This is a genomic window from Asticcacaulis sp. YBE204 (assembly GCF_000495855.1).
GTDB lineage: Bacteria > Pseudomonadota > Alphaproteobacteria > Caulobacterales > Caulobacteraceae > Asticcacaulis.
In genome coordinates this window covers 12658-27638 of the sequence record NZ_AWGF01000014.1, presented here as the reverse complement: position 1 = coordinate 27638, position 14981 = coordinate 12658, and the positions used below count along the sequence as shown (strand labels likewise).

Annotated in this window: 15 protein-coding genes and 1 tRNA gene; 9 read left to right on the top strand and 7 right to left on the bottom strand. The window is 61.6% G+C overall.

All coding sequences use genetic code 11. From position 1 onward, the window contains the following. Positions 1-183: 183 nt before the first annotated feature. The gene (locus AEYBE204_RS35690) at positions 184-651 is read left to right on the top strand and encodes a hypothetical protein (protein ID WP_023463430.1); all 468 of its coding nucleotides are present in this window, start codon (positions 184-186) and stop codon (positions 649-651) included. 186 nt (positions 652-837) lie between these two features. Next, positions 838-1167 carry a hypothetical protein gene (locus AEYBE204_RS35685; protein WP_023463429.1) on the top strand — a complete coding sequence of 110 codons (330 nt, stop codon included), beginning with the start codon at positions 838-840 and terminating at the stop codon, positions 1165-1167. A 46-nt stretch (positions 1168-1213) separates the two neighbouring features. Here AEYBE204_RS35685 and AEYBE204_RS39670 read toward each other — a convergent pair whose 3' ends face one another. Next, positions 1214-3142: a PAS domain-containing hybrid sensor histidine kinase/response regulator gene (locus tag AEYBE204_RS39670; protein WP_023463428.1), complete on the bottom strand. Its 1929-nt coding sequence runs from the start codon at positions 3140-3142 to the stop codon at positions 1214-1216. 118 nt (positions 3143-3260) lie between these two features. On the opposite strand from AEYBE204_RS39670, the gene AEYBE204_RS35680 reads away from it, so the two are divergent. After that, entirely contained in the window at positions 3261-4850 is a 1590-nt protein-coding gene (locus tag AEYBE204_RS35680; RefSeq protein ID WP_023463427.1) for an alpha-N-arabinofuranosidase, read from the top strand. 41 nt (positions 4851-4891) lie between these two features. Continuing rightward, complete coding sequence (locus AEYBE204_RS0120660) at positions 4892-5170, top strand: YrhB domain-containing protein (protein ID WP_023463426.1); 279 nt, start codon at positions 4892-4894, stop codon at positions 5168-5170. Here the strand turns inward: AEYBE204_RS0120660 and AEYBE204_RS35675 are convergent. Continuing rightward, positions 5167-6516 carry an anti-phage deoxyguanosine triphosphatase gene (locus AEYBE204_RS35675; RefSeq protein WP_023463425.1) on the bottom strand — a complete coding sequence of 450 codons (1350 nt, stop codon included), beginning with the start codon at positions 6514-6516 and terminating at the stop codon, positions 5167-5169. The genes AEYBE204_RS0120660 and AEYBE204_RS35675 overlap by 4 nt on opposite strands. Positions 6517-6572: 56 nt before the next feature. Continuing rightward, complete coding sequence (locus AEYBE204_RS35670; protein ID WP_023463424.1) at positions 6573-7148, bottom strand: TetR/AcrR family transcriptional regulator; 576 nt, start codon at positions 7146-7148, stop codon at positions 6573-6575. 85 nt (positions 7149-7233) lie between these two features. Here AEYBE204_RS35670 and AEYBE204_RS35665 point away from each other — a divergent pair, with 85 nt between their 5' ends. Beyond that, positions 7234-8493 carry an MFS transporter gene (locus AEYBE204_RS35665; protein ID WP_023463423.1) on the top strand — a complete coding sequence of 420 codons (1260 nt, stop codon included), beginning with the start codon at positions 7234-7236 and terminating at the stop codon, positions 8491-8493. 60 nt (positions 8494-8553) lie between these two features. Here AEYBE204_RS35665 and AEYBE204_RS35660 read toward each other — a convergent pair. Continuing rightward, positions 8554-8643, bottom strand: a tRNA-Ser gene (locus tag AEYBE204_RS35660). A 167-nt stretch (positions 8644-8810) separates the two neighbouring features. On the opposite strand from AEYBE204_RS35660, the gene msrA reads away from it, so the two are divergent. Continuing rightward, positions 8811-9449, top strand: coding sequence for a peptide-methionine (S)-S-oxide reductase MsrA (gene msrA / locus AEYBE204_RS35655; protein WP_023463422.1), 639 nt, complete (start codon positions 8811-8813; stop codon positions 9447-9449). Here the strand turns inward: msrA and AEYBE204_RS35650 are convergent. After that, complete coding sequence (locus AEYBE204_RS35650) at positions 9433-10290, bottom strand: NAD(P)H-hydrate dehydratase (protein ID WP_023463421.1); 858 nt, start codon at positions 10288-10290, stop codon at positions 9433-9435. The two genes, msrA and AEYBE204_RS35650, sit on opposite strands and share 17 nt — an antisense overlap. Positions 10291-10451: 161 nt before the next feature. Between AEYBE204_RS35650 and AEYBE204_RS35645 the strand changes: the two genes are divergently transcribed. The 3 genes from AEYBE204_RS35645 to AEYBE204_RS35635 all read left to right on the top strand — a co-directional run bounded on the left by AEYBE204_RS35645 (position 10452) and on the right by AEYBE204_RS35635 (position 13676). Continuing rightward, complete coding sequence (locus tag AEYBE204_RS35645) at positions 10452-11204, top strand: LuxR family transcriptional regulator (RefSeq protein WP_023463420.1); 753 nt, start codon at positions 10452-10454, stop codon at positions 11202-11204. Between the two features lie 96 nt (positions 11205-11300). Then, the gene (locus AEYBE204_RS35640) at positions 11301-11540 is read left to right on the top strand and encodes a hypothetical protein (protein WP_023463419.1); all 240 of its coding nucleotides are present in this window, start codon (positions 11301-11303) and stop codon (positions 11538-11540) included. 285 nt (positions 11541-11825) lie between these two features. Beyond that, entirely contained in the window at positions 11826-13676 is a 1851-nt protein-coding gene (locus AEYBE204_RS35635) for a DUF885 family protein (RefSeq protein ID WP_023463418.1), read from the top strand. Between the two features lie 31 nt (positions 13677-13707). Here the strand turns inward: AEYBE204_RS35635 and AEYBE204_RS35630 are convergent, their stop codons facing one another. After that, positions 13708-14310 (bottom strand): hypothetical protein, encoded by a 603-nt coding sequence (locus AEYBE204_RS35630; protein WP_023463417.1) that lies wholly within the window; start codon positions 14308-14310, stop codon positions 13708-13710. Then, a complete protein-coding gene (locus AEYBE204_RS35625; RefSeq protein ID WP_023463416.1) occupies positions 14300-14794 on the bottom strand; it encodes an RNA polymerase sigma factor in 495 nt (164 codons plus the stop codon). Before AEYBE204_RS35625 ends, AEYBE204_RS35630 begins: the two co-directional genes overlap by 11 nt. Between the last annotated feature and the right edge of the window lie 187 nt (positions 14795-14981).

Sequence of the window (14981 nt, the reverse complement as noted above, 5' to 3'; positions counted from 1 at the left end):
CGTTCGGACGGGGGGCATCCCGATGGTTTACTTACCCCGCCGCCCCTAATTTGAACTCAGCCGAGGCGGTGACGCCAAGCTGGCCTACACCGCCCCCTCAGACGCCTGGTTCGGATCGGACCGCGCCAATGGGATGGCTCTAATGCAATTCTGATTTGAAACCCCCCAAAGGAACGATCTCCAATGAAAAGCTTCAAACTGTCGACCCGTATCGCTGCCTTCGCCATCGCCGGTGCCGCCCTGTCGATGACCCCGGCCCTGGCCCAGACGACCACTCCGGCACCGGACGCTCCGGTCGCTGCCCCGGCTACCGAAGCCCCGGCCGAAGGCGCCGTCAGCCTGACCGGCAAGATTGCCGCCGCCGGTGAAAAGGCCGGTACCTTTACGCTCAAGGTCGGTGAAGCCGACGCCGTCAAGGACATCGCCGTCGACGCTTCGGCCGCGACCTCGGACGGCCAGCCCTTCGCCATCGGCGATGAAGTGACCGTGACCGGTACGCTCAGCGCCGACGAAACCTCGTTGAAGGCTTCGTCGCTGGCCAAGACCGCGGCTCCGACGGACACCGCCGCCCCGGCGACGGATGCGCCGGCTCCGGCCACCGATGACGCCGCCAAGCCGGCTGAAAAGCCTGCCAAGGAACCCGCTCAGTAATCTGGCGGAATGTAATCCGGTCTGATCACCGGTAGCCCCTTCACGAGGGCCGTGTCGAAGCCCCGCCTGTGCCCTCACAGGCGGGGTTTTCGTCTTTGCGGTTCCCCTATGCCGGGATCGGGTCTTCGGATCGGATACTTATCCCATTCCGTTTAGATTCAAGGCATTAATATCAAGGAGAACGCCATGAATACCTTTGTCACCAATGGTCCGCTCACCGACTGGAAAGATCACGATGCCTTCTGGCGTCAGGATTTTACCAACCGGCCTTACGGCGTCGGCCAGAGCTATGAGCAACTGGAACCGGCCTATCGCTTCGGTTATGACCTGTTCGGGCGTCGCGACGGCACCGCCTTCAACGACATCGATGATGCAGAGCTGCGCGCCGAGTGGGACGCCTATCCGCGCCGGGGTGAACTGGATTGGGACCGTGCGCGCGACGCCGTGCGTGATGCCTATCTGCGCAGCGATATCGACCATCCGTCGGAATTCGACCGCGTAATCCACGATAAGTAGCCTTAAATCCTTCCCCGGCCTCGTCGGCAGGCAAAACGGGGAAGGATTATTTTACATAACGCTTCAACACATCCCTAAGGTCTTCGGGTTTGAACGGCTTGGCGATATAGTCGTTCATCCCCGCGGCCAGACAGCGTTCGCGATCCCCCGTCAAGGCATGGGCCGTCATGCCGATAATCGGCAGGGGTGCGGCGCTGTTTTGCGTTTCGAGGTCGCGGATCACCTGCGTCGTGTCCAGTCCGTTCAGACCCGGCATCTGCACATCCATCAGTATGGCAGCATAGGTGTGCGGGTCTTTGAGCCGGTCGATCGCCGCCTGTCCGCTGCTGACGGCATCGCAGGCATAGCCGAACGCCTCAAGAAAAGTCGTGGCGACCAGGACGTTCGGCGCATAGTCCTCGACGAGCAGGACCAGAGGGCGCGCGGGTTCGAGTTGTTCGACCTGCGTCGGCACGGTTGTCAAAATCGCGCCGTCGTCCACGGGCAGTGGCAGGCTCAAATGGACCGAGAACACCGAGCCCTTGCCGGGTTCGCTTTCCAGTTCGAGCCGCCCGCCCATCGCGTCGGTGAGGGTCTTGCTGATCGCAAGCCCCAGCCCCGTCCCGCCGAATTTGCGTGTGATCGACGCATCCGCCTGCACGAACTTGTGGAAGATGGCGTCGCGCTGATCCGGTGCAATGCCTATGCCCGTATCGGCAATGGAGAGGGTAAGCGTGACCAGACCGTCGCGCGTCGTGGCATTAAGGCCTAGGCTGACCTGACCCGTCTCGGTGAACTTGATGGCATTGGAGCAGAGATTGAGGATCACCTGCCGCAAACGCGTCGGGTCGCCGACGACCTGAGGACACGGCGTATTCGTGTGGATGAACGCCAGCCCCTTTTCGCGCGCCTTGACCGCCATGATGCGCGCCACGTCTTCCATCAGCTGAGCGGGCGAAAAGGCGATCTGTTCCAGCTCGACGGAGCGTGCCTCGATTTTCGCAATATCGAGCAGGTCGTTGAGGAGCGCCAGCAGCGAGTCGGCGGACAGTTGCAGGGTGCGGATGAACTCGGCCTGCCGCGCCGTCAGCGGCGTAGACAAAGCCAGAATGTGCGACAGGCCGATCACCGCGTTCATAGGGGTGCGGATTTCGTGGCTCATATTGGCCAGGAATTCCGACTTGGCGATATTGGCGGCCTCGGCCTTTTCGCGCGCTTCGACCAGATCCTGAATGTCGGTAGAGGAGCCGTACCATTTCAGGATATTGCCGTCGGCGTCCTTGGCCGGGCGCAGGCGGCTGAGGAACCAGCGGTACTGCCCGTCGGCCCCCTTGATGCGGTATTCGTATTCGCACGGCGCGCCCGCCGCAACGCCCGCTCGCCACGAGGTCAGGACGCGTTCGGCATCGTCTGGGTGCAGCAGCCGCCGTCCGGCCACATAGTCGGAGCCTTCGGGCAGGCCGGTATATTCGTACCAGCGACGGTTCATGAATTCCGGATTGCCTTCGGCGGAGGATATCCAGATGATCTGATTGACGGCATTGGCCAGATCGCTCAGGCGTTTTTCCGAGGCCTGTAGCGCCAGTTCCGACCGCTTATGGTCGTCGATGTCGGTGAGCGAGCCGACATAGCCGAGATAATCGCCATCGTCGCTGTAGTGCGGATTGCCGCGCACCATCGCCCAGCGATAGTCGCCGTGCTGATTGAGGACGCGGAACTCCAGATCGAAGGCGGCCTGACGGCTGGCGGCCCCCAGATAGACCTCATAGGCACGCGGCCCGTCATCGGGGTGGACGGCCTGAAGCCAGCCGAGACCGAGGCTCTCCTCGAAGGTCTGCCCGGTGAATTCCAGCCAGGCGCGGCTGGTATAGGTACACAGATTGTCGGTGTCGGTGACCCAGATCATCGCCGGGGACGTGTCGGCGAGGCGGCGGAAGACAGCCTCGCCATCGGGCGACGGTGTGGAGCGTTCAGGAGGGGCGGTCGGTGACAGCATGAACGGCTTCGGTAACGGAGAAACGCACGGGAATCGCACTGTTACATGCTTGTCCGTGACTTGACAAATGGTCGTCGGGACGCGCTAATTGTCGGACAATAAATAGGGAGCGACGCTAATGACGAAATCCTTGATCGCGGCTTCGGTTGCGCTGGCGCTGGCGTGTGCGCCCCTGGCTCAGGCGGAAACGGTTACCGCTACGGCAAGCGTGGTGTCTGAGAAGGGACCGAAGATCAGCCGCAATCTCTATGGACAGTTCGTCGAGCATCTGGGGCGCGGGGTCTATGAAGGCATCTGGGTCGGTCCGGACAGTCCGATCCCCAATACGCGCGGCATCCGCAACGACGTCGTGGCGGCGCTGAAACAGATCAATGTGCCGGTGGTGCGCTGGCCCGGCGGGTGCTTTGCCGACGACTATCACTGGCGCAAGGGCGTGGGACCGGAGCGCAAGGGCAGCATCAACTCCAGCTGGAGCAACGCCATCGAGCCCAACACCTTCGGCACGCACGAATTCATGGATTTCGTCGAGCAGATCGGGGCGGCGCCCTATGTCTCGGTCAATATGGGCTCCGGCACGGTCGAGGAAGCGCAGGAATGGATGCAGTACATGACCGCGCCGGCCAATACCGCGCCGGGGGCCGAGCGGGCGAAGAACGGCCACCCCGAACCGTGGAAAGTGCCGTATGTCGGCGTCGGCAACGAGAGCTGGGGCTGCGGCGGCAACATGTATGCCGAGGAATATGCCAACCGCTTCCGCCAGTATCAGGGCTATATCAAGACCTATTCCGGCCCGCGCGCCTACAAGATCGCCACAGGTCCGGATACCGACGATTACGAATGGACTGAGACGGTGATGAAGCGCGCCATGAAGTGGCGGCCCAATGCGACTTCGCCTATCCTGTATAATACGACGCGTCCGCTGATGGACGGCCTGTCGCTGCATTTCTATACCCTGCCGACCGACAGATGGGAGAAGAAGGGTATCGCCACGGGCTTCGACGAGTCCGCGTGGATTTCGACCATGCGTCGTGCCTTGCTGATGGACGAGATGATCCGCCGTCACGGCGCGATCATGGACCAGTACGACCCGAAGAAGGAGGTCGCCCTGATCGTCGACGAGTGGGGCACTTGGTACGACAAGGATGAAAAAGGCCCCGGCGGGCTGTGGCAGCAGAACACGCTACGCGATGCGATTGTCGCAGCGGTGACGCTGAATGTTTTCCACGATCACGCCGACCGCGTGCGTATGGCCAATGTCGCCCAGATGGTCAATGTCCTTCAGGCCATGATCCTGACCGACAAGGAAAAAATGCTCCTGACCCCGACCTATTACGTCTTCGATATGTACAAGGTCCATCAGGAGGCCACCGCTTTGAAGCTAGGCTTCAAATCGCCGGTCTATCAGTACGGCGACGTCAAGGTGCCGATGCTGTCGCTCACTGCCTCGAAGGACGCGGCGGGCAAGGTGCATGTGTCGGTGGCCAATCTCGATCCGAACCGCGACGCGGCTTTGACGGTGGACCTTGGGGCATTGAAGGTGTCGAAAGTGTCGGGCCGCGTCCTGACCGCGCCGAAAATGGATAGCTTCAACAGCTTCGACGCACCGGACACGGTGTCGCCGAAGGCCTACACCGGCGCGAAGCTGAGCGGCTCCTCGCTGACCCTGAACATCCCGGCCAAGTCGGTGATTACGGTGGAGCTGGAGTAGGGTAAAAGGATCGTTCAGATGATCGGCAGGAAAAAAACAAAATGACCGAAGAGGAAGCACGTAAAATCGTTGAGGCGCGCCTTGAACAGATGTGTTCCGCCGATAGAGATCTCGATCTTATAATTTCCGGCATGGAACCGGTTAAATCGGGATGGGTCTTTTTCTATGCCGACAGGCGATTTATTGAGACCGGTGACTTTATGTACGCAATTGGTGGCAATGCGCCGTACTTCATTACCCATACCGGCGAAATCCACAATCTGCCGACCTGGACCAGTTGGGAAGACGGTCTCAAATTGATCGGGCATTCAAGGGTCTAAAGCTTATCGAACACCGAGCCCATGCGCGGGCTGAACAGGCGGTCGTAGGTCTTGAGCAGATAGCCGTCGGTCATGCCCGACACGTAGTCGCCGATGACGCGCATCCCGTCGGGTGAGGCCTCGTAACGGTTGAACTGGTCTCGAGGCAGCAGGCGTTTCGGGTCCGATTGCAGGGCTTCGAACACCGCCACGACCAGCTTCTGGCCCTTGAATTCCAGATGCTGGACGCTGGGGCTGCGGATTACGTCGTCGAAAACGAAACCTTTAAGCGCCTCAAGAAAGCGATACGGGCCGGGGGCCATCGCTGCGCGATAACGCAGCAGGGGTTCATCGAACGCAGCCTCGATAATCTCCACCGCCGTCAGGAAGTGATGCACCAGTCGGTTGACGTAATGTTTGCGCGAGTCAGAGCCCCCGAACAGCGCCCTCACCATCTTCTCATAGACGTCGTTCTCGCTTTCCTGCGGGTACTTGGCCTTGAGCGCATCGAGGAAAGACGCGCAATCGGCCTCCGGTACGGCCGTGCGGAACCCGGCCTCGGTCACCAGCCCCAATGCAATAGCGTCTTCGAAGTCGTGGACGCCGTAAGCGATGTCGTCGGCCACGTCCATCAGGCTGCAATCGAAGGATTTGTGCCGCGTCTTGCCGTGCTTGCCGGGAACTGCATCGACCGCCTGAAAGGCCTCGCGTGCATCGGAGGGGAGAGGCGCCAGCACCCATTCGACGATGTCGGCCTCGCTGTCGAGATAGCATTTCGGTGGCTTCGACGCCTTGTCGTTGATGATTTCCAGTGTGGTCGGGCCGCTGACCAGCGACGGCGTCAGGTCCGGATTGACGGTGGCGCCGAAACCGGCCGGGTATTTGAGCACCCCCAGAAGCGTCCGCCGCGTCAGATTGGCTCCGGCGCTTTTCGAAAACGTCTCCAGCCGCGACAGGATGCGCAGGGTCTGACCGTTGCCTTCGAAGCCGCCGTGCCCGCGCAGGCAGTAGTTCAGCGCCACCTCGCCGCCGTGACCGAAGGGGGGATGTCCGAGATCGTGGGTCAGGCCGATCGCCTGAATCAGGCTGCGGTCGGGCAGGAAAGGAACGGCGGGATGGTCGGGAAAGCGTTTGGCCAGCGACTTGGTCAGGCTACCGGCGATCTGCGCGACCTCCAGCGAGTGGGTCAGGCGCGTGCGGTAAAAATCGCTGTCGCCGAGGTTCAGGATCTGGGTCTTGCCTTGCAAGCGCCGGAACGAGGCCGAATGGATGACGCGAGCATAGTCGATGTCGCCGGCGTCGCGGGCGTCGTCGGTCTGCGCGCTCCAGCTTTCGCGGCGGGCATAATACCAGTCGGGGTGGGGCATTCAGGCTTCCCGGGGAATAGAATCGCCCTGAGTCTATAGGGTGTCGGAGGCAACGGCTATGCTTTCGCCGTGAGTTCGGTGCGGACCGTCTCCAGAATCGCATCCGACAGGGCCGGATCGTCAACGGCGCGCGCCAGGGTCATGGCCCCGATCAGGGTTGACAGGCGGACAATGGCGGTTCGCGGCATAGCCTCATCAGCGGCACCGCCGGCAAACAACCGCTCCAGCACCGTCAGATAACCCTTGAAGTCTTCGGTAAAGGCGTGGCGCACGGTGTCCGGCTGACGCGCGATGTCGGCGCACAGAGCCGGATAAAGGCAAGCCATGTCCGGGTGATCGCGGTACTTGTGCGACAGGTAACGCGCGACATAGGCCACGGCCTCGCCCTCAGGATCGGCGACGCGTTTGGCCTCCAGCGTCCCGGTGCGTTCGCGGACCCAGGCCGAGCAGGTTTCGGCGATCAGGGCCTCCTTGGACGCGAAATAGTTATAGAAGCCGCCGTGCGTCAGACCTGCCGCCTGCATGACCTCGGCGACCTTGACGCCGTCGAAGCCTTTGAGCCGGAACAGTTCGGCGGCGGCCTTGAGGATCAGCTGGCGGTTCTGTTCGACCTGTGCGCGCGAGGTTTTCATCGAGGCTCCATAAAATCTGCCTTGACTTTACATGATGATGATCATTAATGCAAACATGATAATGATCATGTAAAAGGATTCGATCATGTCCAGAGCCCTGGCCGAACAGTTGCGTCGCCACGATATCCACTATGGCTGGGTGGTCATGGCCGTGACCTTCCTGACCATGCTGACGACGGCCTGTGCGCTGGGGGCGCCGGGGGTGCTGATGCCGCCGCTGGCGAAGGAGTTCGGCTGGACGACCGCTGAGATTTCCAGCGCGCTGGCCGTGCGGCTGATCCTGTTCGGCCTGATCGCGCCGTTTGCCGCCGTGCTGATGCTGCGCTTCGGCCTCAAGCGGGTGGTGGCTTCGGCCCTGGCCCTGATCGTCGCCGGTCTGGGCCTGTCGCTGCTGATGGGCGAGCTGTGGCAGCTTCTGCTTTTGTGGGGGATCATGGTCGGCTGCGGGGCAGGGATGACGGCGATGGTGCTGGGGGCGACGGTGGCCAGCCGCTGGTTCGTCGCCCGGCGCGGCCTCGTCGTCGGCATTCTCGCGGCGTCGAGCGCCACGGGGCAACTGGCCTTCCTGCCGCTGATCGCGGCGGTGTCGGAGGCCTGGGGATGGCGTATGGCGCTGCTGCTGGTTTGCGGCCTGCTGATGATCGCGCTTATCCTCGTGCTGGTCCTTATGCGCGACCGGCCCGACGAGATGGGGCTCAAGGCCTTCGGTCAGACCGAGACCGTGCCGCCTGCGACCATCGCCAAAATCACCCCGTTCGGCGCCCTGCGCGAGGCGTCGAAAAGCGGCACCTTCTGGATATTGTTCGCGACTTTTTTCATTTGCGGGGCCTCGACCAACGGCCTGATCCAGACGCATTTCGTGTCGCTGTGCGGCGACTATGGTCTGACGGCGGTAACGGCGGCGTCGGTTCTGGCCCTGATGGGGGTGTTCGACCTGTTTGGCACGGTAGGCTCCGGCTGGCTGACCGACCGCTACGACCCGCGCCTGCTGCTTGCGGTCTATTACGGCCTGAGGGGCGTGGCGCTGCTGTTCCTGCCGGAATCGACCTTCACCGTCATGGGCCTGACGCCGTTCGCCATCTTCTACGGGCTCGACTGGATCGCCACCGTGCCGCCGACGCTCAAGCTGACGGCGCAGCGCTTTGGCCCTGAAAAGGCGGGCGTCATGTTCGGCTGGATCTTCGCCGGGCATCAGTTGGGGGCGGCCTCGATCGCCTTTTTCGCGGGCTGGGTGCGCACGGCCTATACTACCTACGTCTATGCGCTGCTGATCGCCGGGGGGCTGTGCCTGATCGCGGCGGTCCTGTCGTTACTGGCGCCGAAGGCCAGACCCGTGTCCGCCTGAGAGTCGTTGCCCAGAATGCAAAAAAGCCTCCGGCAACGGAGGCTTTTTTCATGCGGGTTATGGCGGACAGAGAGGGAGTCGAACCCTCGGTACGCTTTCACGTACACACGCTTTCCAAGCGTGCGCGATCGACCACTCCGCCACCTGTCCATCCATACAAACACGCCGGGTCGGCGGCGTGCGGAAGGCGGCGGTTATACCCAGCCATGACGAAAGCGCAAGAGCCCTTGCGCCTCTGGTGTTATCTTTTTTCATCCCTATATGGACGGAGTTGTTCTATGTTGGGGATAATGCACGCCCCGTGTCAGGAGTTTCAGATGTTCGGTCTCAAGTCCCGTATGATTTCCCGCGAAGAGGCCCTTCCGGGCCGCGCCGAGGCCATTCCGACCGATCAAAGCCATGCCGTGCTCGGTACACCGCTCAAGGGGCCGTTTCCGGCAGGGCTCGACAGCGTCGTCTTCGCGATGGGCTGTTTCTGGGGCGTCGAGCGTTTGTTCTGGCAGCAGGACGGCATCTATACCACCTCTGCGGGCTATATCGGCGGCTATACACCGAACCCAACCTATCGCGAGGTATGTTCGGGCCAGACCGGGCACACCGAAGGCGTGCAGATCGTCTATGACCCGACGAAGATTACGTTCGACCAGTTGCTGAAGCTGTTCTGGGAGCGTCACGACCCAACCCAGGGCTTCCGTCAGGGCGGTGATGTCGGCACACAGTACCGCTCGGCCATCTTTACCTCGACCTCGGCCCAGTACGAGGCGGCATTGAAGTCACGCGATGCGTTCGAGGCGGCGCTGTCGGCCAAAGGGCTGGGCCCGATCACCACCGAAATCTTCGGACCGGATGCGGATGCACCGTTTTATTATGCCGAAGACTATCATCAGGGCTATCTTGAAAAGAATCCCGACGGCTATTGCGGCTTGAAGGGGACGGGCGTTACCTGCGCGATTTAAAGTTCGCCAATACGCCGGGGATCTGTTCGCTCAGGTCCTCGGCGATCAGGCCGGGACCGAAGCGGCGGGCGGCTTCCGAATGCAGCCATACGCCGGCACAGGCGGCTTCGAAGGGCGTCATGCCCTGCGCCATCAGGCCGGTGATCAGGCCGCCCAACACATCGCCGGAACCGGCGGTCGCCAGCCACGGCGGGGCATGACGGTTGACGACCAGCCGTCCGTCGGGGTGCGCGATCAGGGTTTCCGGGCCTTTGAGCAGGACGATGGCCCCCGACGCTGCCGCCGCATCGCAGGCCGCGTGGGCGCGCAGGTCGGCCTCCCGGCTGTCCAGCTTGCCGAAGACGCGTTCGAATTCGCCGTCGTGCGGGGTGAGGACGCAAGGCCCTTCGATGGAAGAGAACAGGGTGTGCGGATCGTCCTTGAACACGCTTAGGGCGTCGGCATCCAGCACGCACGGCTTATGTGCGGTGAGTGCGACCAACACCGACTCGCGCGTCCGCTCGCTGATCCCGGCGGCGGGGCCGAGCAGGACGGCGGTGACGCGACGATCGCCGATCAGGCCCGCAAATTCGGCTACGTCACGCACAGGCTTGGTCATCACCGCTTCCAGTGCCGTCGCATAGACGATGAGGGCCGATGGATCGCAGGCGACGGACACTAAACCTGCCCCCGCCCGCAAGGCCGCCCGCGCTGCCAGCCGTGCCGCGCCGGTCGAGTGGATAGGTCCGCCCAGCACCACCGCATAGCCGCGATCGTACTTGTTGCCGTGCGCTTCGGGCGAGGGGAAGTGCTCGAACCAGTGTTCCGGGCGGTTGTCGGTGGCGGTAGGCAGGGTAGTCATAACAGGTATCCGGAAATTAAGACCTATAGGCTATCATGCCCCGACTAAAGAACCAGTGAGGTTGTCGCTATAGTTACGGTTGCGGCTTTTATTGCGGCGGGAAATATTGCATAGGGTCGCCGCAGGGTTGGGTGGTTGAATACCGCCCGCAGGAGCAGAGCATGATCGGGCTTACGCGCACCGATACCATTACGTTCGAAGAGTTTATCGTCCGCTCATCCGAAGCGCGCGACGCCGAATCGTTGTTTGGAGTGTTGTCGAAAACGGTAGCCGGATACGGATTCGACCGGGTGATCTTTACCGTACAGCGCGACCTGGATCTGCCTGCCGATAAGCAAACCCACGGGGTGTTCCACAACTATCCCGAAGACTGGCAGAAATATTACGGGGAAAAGAGCCTGTGGCGGCTCGACCCGGTCTATCGCGCGGCGGCGACCGAGGACTGGGCCTTTCGCTGGACCGATCTCGAAAAGCGCAGCCGCTATTCCGCCGGACAGGTCAAGCTGATGCGCCTCAGCGAAGAGGCAGGGCTGAACGGCGGTATCGGGGTGCCTATCAAGGGGCCGCGCGCCCAGATCGCCGGGGTGGCGGTGGCCAGTTCGGGTGCGCGCGATGCCTCGCATATCGATATCGACCTGATCAACGCCGTCTGCAATCAGTTCTACGCCGCCTATAAGCGGCTCTATGCCATCAAGGCCCCGGAAACGGATGCAGCACCGCTTTTGTCGCCCAAGGAGACCGAGGTCCTGACCTGGGTGGCGGCGGGCAAGACCGATGAAGATGTCGCCACGATTCTGGGGATCAGCCGCAATACGGTCGACGCCCATATGCGCCATGTCTTTCAAAAGTTGGGCGTCAATAATCGCGTGGCCGCCGTGGTCAAGGCGATCATGAACGGGATGATACAGCCGTAAAAGCGCAGGTTAAATTGCCACATCCCGAATTTACGTGATATCGCCGCAAACTTAGTGCAGCTAAGGTTTGGTCGTACCGTCGAGGAGAGCCGATACATGCCCCGCAGAGCCACCGGCGTCGTGCCTGATCTTGCCCTGAGCGTAGCGGGCGAGGGCGCAGACCGCGAGCAGACCCTGCTGCATATCGTCTCGACTCTGGAGCATCTCAAGGCTCGCGCCGAACAGGTGGGCGAACAGGAAGTGGCCGAGCTGATCGGCGCAACCTTCACCCTGTGCCTGAATACCTATGCCGCCAACAAACGTATGGCGGTCGGTCAGGCTGCGCAAAGGCACTGAGGTGTAGAATTGTCGGTATGTCGTGACCGGAAGCCGGGGGGCCGGGGGGAGCGACATATCGTACAGGCCGGAATGGACGCCGAGAGCCGTCCCCCTTGAGGCTCCGTTCCGGCCGTTTCTTTTTTGGCGCGCATGTGAATCCAAACGAAGTTCGGCGAAGCCAAAATCCGCTGCACACTTTTTGGCATGCGCTTAAAATTACAATTAATTTAGCTTTGGCCCGGTTGCCGCACCCGGCTTCTGCGCCTAGTCTTGTTGGCAATGTAACCAACATACGGGTGTCCCATGCTCAATCGTCGTTCGCTTCTGGCCGGGGCTTCGGCCCTGACCGCCACGGCTGGAGGTCTGTCGGCCTGTGCCGCGATAGGCAGCAAGCCGTCGATTGCGGTGGGTGAACCCGATCCGACAGCGGGGGGACGGTTGAAAGCCACCTTCGAGAGCATTTTCGATGCATATCTGGAGCTGAAACCCGTTTCGGCGACGGATACGGGCCTCGATGTCGACGCCCGTGCGCCGCTAAAGGCCAGGCTCAACATGGCCTCGCCTGCCGACCGTGAGAAGGACAAGGCCTTCTACGCGACGTCGTTGAAGGCGCTCAAAGCTATCGATCGGACGAAGCTGAGCGGCATGGACCGCATCAATTACGATACTATCGTCTGGGACTATACCGAGACGGTGCGCGGCTATAGCGCCGCCCCCTATGGCGAACCGCAGGACTATTGGGGCCCGTACAGCGTCACGCAACTGACCGGCAGCTATCAGACGACGCCGGACATGCTGGAAAACCGTCATACGATCGCGACCAAGACCGACGCCGAGGCCTATCTCAGCCGTCTGGAGGCCTATGCGACCGTCATCGCTCAGGAAACCGAGGCCGTGAAAGCCAAGGCGGCCAAGGGCGTCATCGCGCCGGATTTTGCGCTGAAAAAGGCCATCACGCAGTTGAAGGGCCTGCTGGCCGTCGCGCCCGCCGAGACCAATCTGGTTAAGTCGTTCGATAGCCGCCTGAAAGACAAGGGTATCGCCGACGCTTCGATGAGTGCACAGGCGTTGAAACTGGTCTCCGGCCCTGTGTATCAGGCCATGCAGACTCAGGTTATGGCGCTCGAAGCCGTCCTGCCGAAGGCGACCCACGATGCGGGCGTCTGGCACATTCCCGGTGGCGACGAGCACTATGCCTTCGCGGCGGGGTACAATACTTCGACGACCTTCACCCCGGCGGAAATTCATCAGATTGGCCTCGATAAGGTCAAGGAAATCAACGCCGAACTGGAAACGGTGATGGCGAAACTAGGCATGACCAAGGGTACGCCCGCCGAGCGCATGAAGGCCATGTCGAAAGACCCGAAGTTCATCTTCGAGAACACCGACGCCGGTAAGGACAAGCTGCTGGCGCACCTCAATGACCAGATCGGCGTCGTTCAGGCCAAGCTGCCGGCCTATTTCAAGACCTTGCCAAAATCGGCGGTGACGGTGCGCCGCGTCCCCAAGGCGACCGAGCTTGGCGCGCCAGGGGGCTATTACTGGCCGCCGTCGTTGGATGGCTCGCGTCCGGGCGCCTATTATATCAATCTGCGCGACACGGCGGAGGTGCCGACCTGGACCTTACCGACGCTCACCTACCATGAGGCCATCCCCGGCCACCACATGCAGATTTCCATCCAGCAGGAAAACAAGAACCTCCCCATGCTGCGTCAGATGGGTATTTTCAACGCCTATGTCGAAGGCTGGGCGCTCTATGCCGAAGAAGTCGCGGCCAAGGACATGGGTATGTACGACGACGACCCCTACGGCCGGATCGGCTATCTGCATGACGCCATGTTCCGCGCCTGCCGCCTCGTGGTCGATACGGGGATGCACTATAAGCGATGGACGCGCGAACAGGCGATGGCCTTCATGGACGAAAATACCGGCGAGGATAACGAGACCGAGATCGAGCGCTACGCCGTGTGGCCGGGTCAGGCGCTGGGCTATATGATCGGCAAGATCAAGTGGCTGGAACTACGTGCTAAGATGCAGGCCAAGCTGGGGGCGAAGTTCGATATCCGTGAGTTCCACGACACGGGCCTAGTGGCCGGGGCCGTGCCGCTGGCGGTGCTTGAGACCGTCTATAACGAATGGGCGGCCACGCTCTAATCCCCTCTCCCGCAGGCGGGGAGGGGGATTTTCAGGCTTCATACTCCCCCAGCAGTCGTTTCAACCGCTTACCCTCAGGCCTAAGAACCCGCAGATAGCGCACGATCTGGATCACCAGTGATATCCCCAGCACGCTGCCGAACAGCAGCGCGCCCTGCTGGACGTGCGCCACTTCCATCTTGCCGACGCTAAGCAACTGCCACAGCGCAATCCCTGTCGCGATGGGAAACAACCCCATCAGTCCAAACATGATCACGGCCTTTTGCTGCTTCATGCGGTTTTCATCCAGTTGCGCGCTAAGTTGTTCGGGCAGTGACGCCGCCGGATCGGGGAAGCGCCGCACATGACGCTCAAAGGCCCGCTTCATCAGGATCAGCGCGATCCACGGCGTGAGCAGCATGGCGATCGCCCCCCATTCGTGCGCGGGATCGAAATTATTGTGCTTGATGACGCCGTAACCGAAGATGAAGGTGATCGCCCCCAGTACGGCGGTCAGGAACAGGAAAAAGGCGCTTTGGCTGGCGCGGCGGCGGTTCAGGGTCTGCATCATATCCTCCATCAGATAGGCCTGTGCCGTATGGCTCAGGTCACGGGCATTGGCCCGCCACAGGCGTTCAAAGGTTTCAAGATTCATCGGGATCGTCCTTGATCAGGGTGGCAAGGCGGGCCCGGGCACGCGTCAACCGCACGCCGATATGGCTCTCCGTCAGACCGTGCATCGCCGCCATGTCCGCATAGGGCACCTGCTCCAGCCACAGCAGCATCAACGAGCGGTCGATCGGCGACAGGTCGCGCAGGGCTTCATAGATTCGTTCCAGCGGCGCGCTATCGTCCGCCTTATCGAGCAGGGTCAAATCGCGCTGCGTTTCGAACAGCCGCAACAGGCGCAGCCCTTCACGCTTCTTCCATGTCAGGGCGCGGTTGTGCGCCACGCGGTAGATAAAGGTCGTCGCCGCGCTGTCGCCGCGAAACGCGCCGTGCGCCTTCCAGCAGGCAATCATCACTTCCTGCAACAGATCCGGCTGATCGGCGGGCGCGGCAAAGGCGCGGCTGATACGCCGGAGCGCGCTCAGATGCGGTCCGATCCAGTCGGCAAAGGCGGTGGGGTGAGGGGGCATGTCGTCCGATGTTTGCGGTGTGTCGAAAGATTAGACAACCGCACCCCGTTCAAACTTACGCGACGGGGAAAACTTTTTATTGGACCATGTGTCCAGGCCTGATAACTTAACGTGGCTAAGTGCTTAATCTGTTTCGACGGATCGACCCGCAGGGATCGTATAAGAACGGTCTGACGCGGGAAATAAT

Bases quoted from the DNA above. Each gene is read 5' to 3' on its own strand.
- AEYBE204_RS35635 (WP_023463418.1), top strand. From the start codon at position 11,826: ATGCTCAATCGTCGTTCGCTTCTGGCCGGGGCTTCGGCCCTGACCGCC.
- AEYBE204_RS35675 (WP_023463425.1), bottom strand. From the start codon at position 6,516: ATGCCCCACCCCGACTGGTATTATGCCCGCCGCGAAAGCTGGAGCGCG.
- AEYBE204_RS35625 (WP_023463416.1), bottom strand. From the start codon at position 14,794: ATGCCCCCTCACCCCACCGCCTTTGCCGACTGGATCGGACCGCATCTG.
- AEYBE204_RS39670 (WP_023463428.1), bottom strand. From the start codon at position 3,142: ATGCTGTCACCGACCGCCCCTCCTGAACGCTCCACACCGTCGCCCGAT.
- AEYBE204_RS35665 (WP_023463423.1), top strand. From the start codon at position 7,234: ATGTCCAGAGCCCTGGCCGAACAGTTGCGTCGCCACGATATCCACTAT.
- AEYBE204_RS0120660 (WP_023463426.1), top strand. From the start codon at position 4,892: ATGACCGAAGAGGAAGCACGTAAAATCGTTGAGGCGCGCCTTGAACAG.
- AEYBE204_RS35650 (WP_023463421.1), bottom strand. From the start codon at position 10,290: ATGACTACCCTGCCTACCGCCACCGACAACCGCCCGGAACACTGGTTC.
- AEYBE204_RS35645 (WP_023463420.1), top strand. From the start codon at position 10,452: ATGATCGGGCTTACGCGCACCGATACCATTACGTTCGAAGAGTTTATC.
- AEYBE204_RS35680 (WP_023463427.1), top strand. From the start codon at position 3,261: ATGACGAAATCCTTGATCGCGGCTTCGGTTGCGCTGGCGCTGGCGTGT.
- AEYBE204_RS35670 (WP_023463424.1), bottom strand. From the start codon at position 7,148: ATGAAAACCTCGCGCGCACAGGTCGAACAGAACCGCCAGCTGATCCTC.
- AEYBE204_RS35630 (WP_023463417.1), bottom strand. From the start codon at position 14,310: ATGAATCTTGAAACCTTTGAACGCCTGTGGCGGGCCAATGCCCGTGAC.
- AEYBE204_RS35690 (WP_023463430.1), top strand. From the start codon at position 184: ATGAAAAGCTTCAAACTGTCGACCCGTATCGCTGCCTTCGCCATCGCC.
- AEYBE204_RS35640 (WP_023463419.1), top strand. From the start codon at position 11,301: ATGCCCCGCAGAGCCACCGGCGTCGTGCCTGATCTTGCCCTGAGCGTA.
- msrA (WP_023463422.1), top strand. From the start codon at position 8,811: ATGTTCGGTCTCAAGTCCCGTATGATTTCCCGCGAAGAGGCCCTTCCG.
- AEYBE204_RS35685 (WP_023463429.1), top strand. From the start codon at position 838: ATGAATACCTTTGTCACCAATGGTCCGCTCACCGACTGGAAAGATCAC.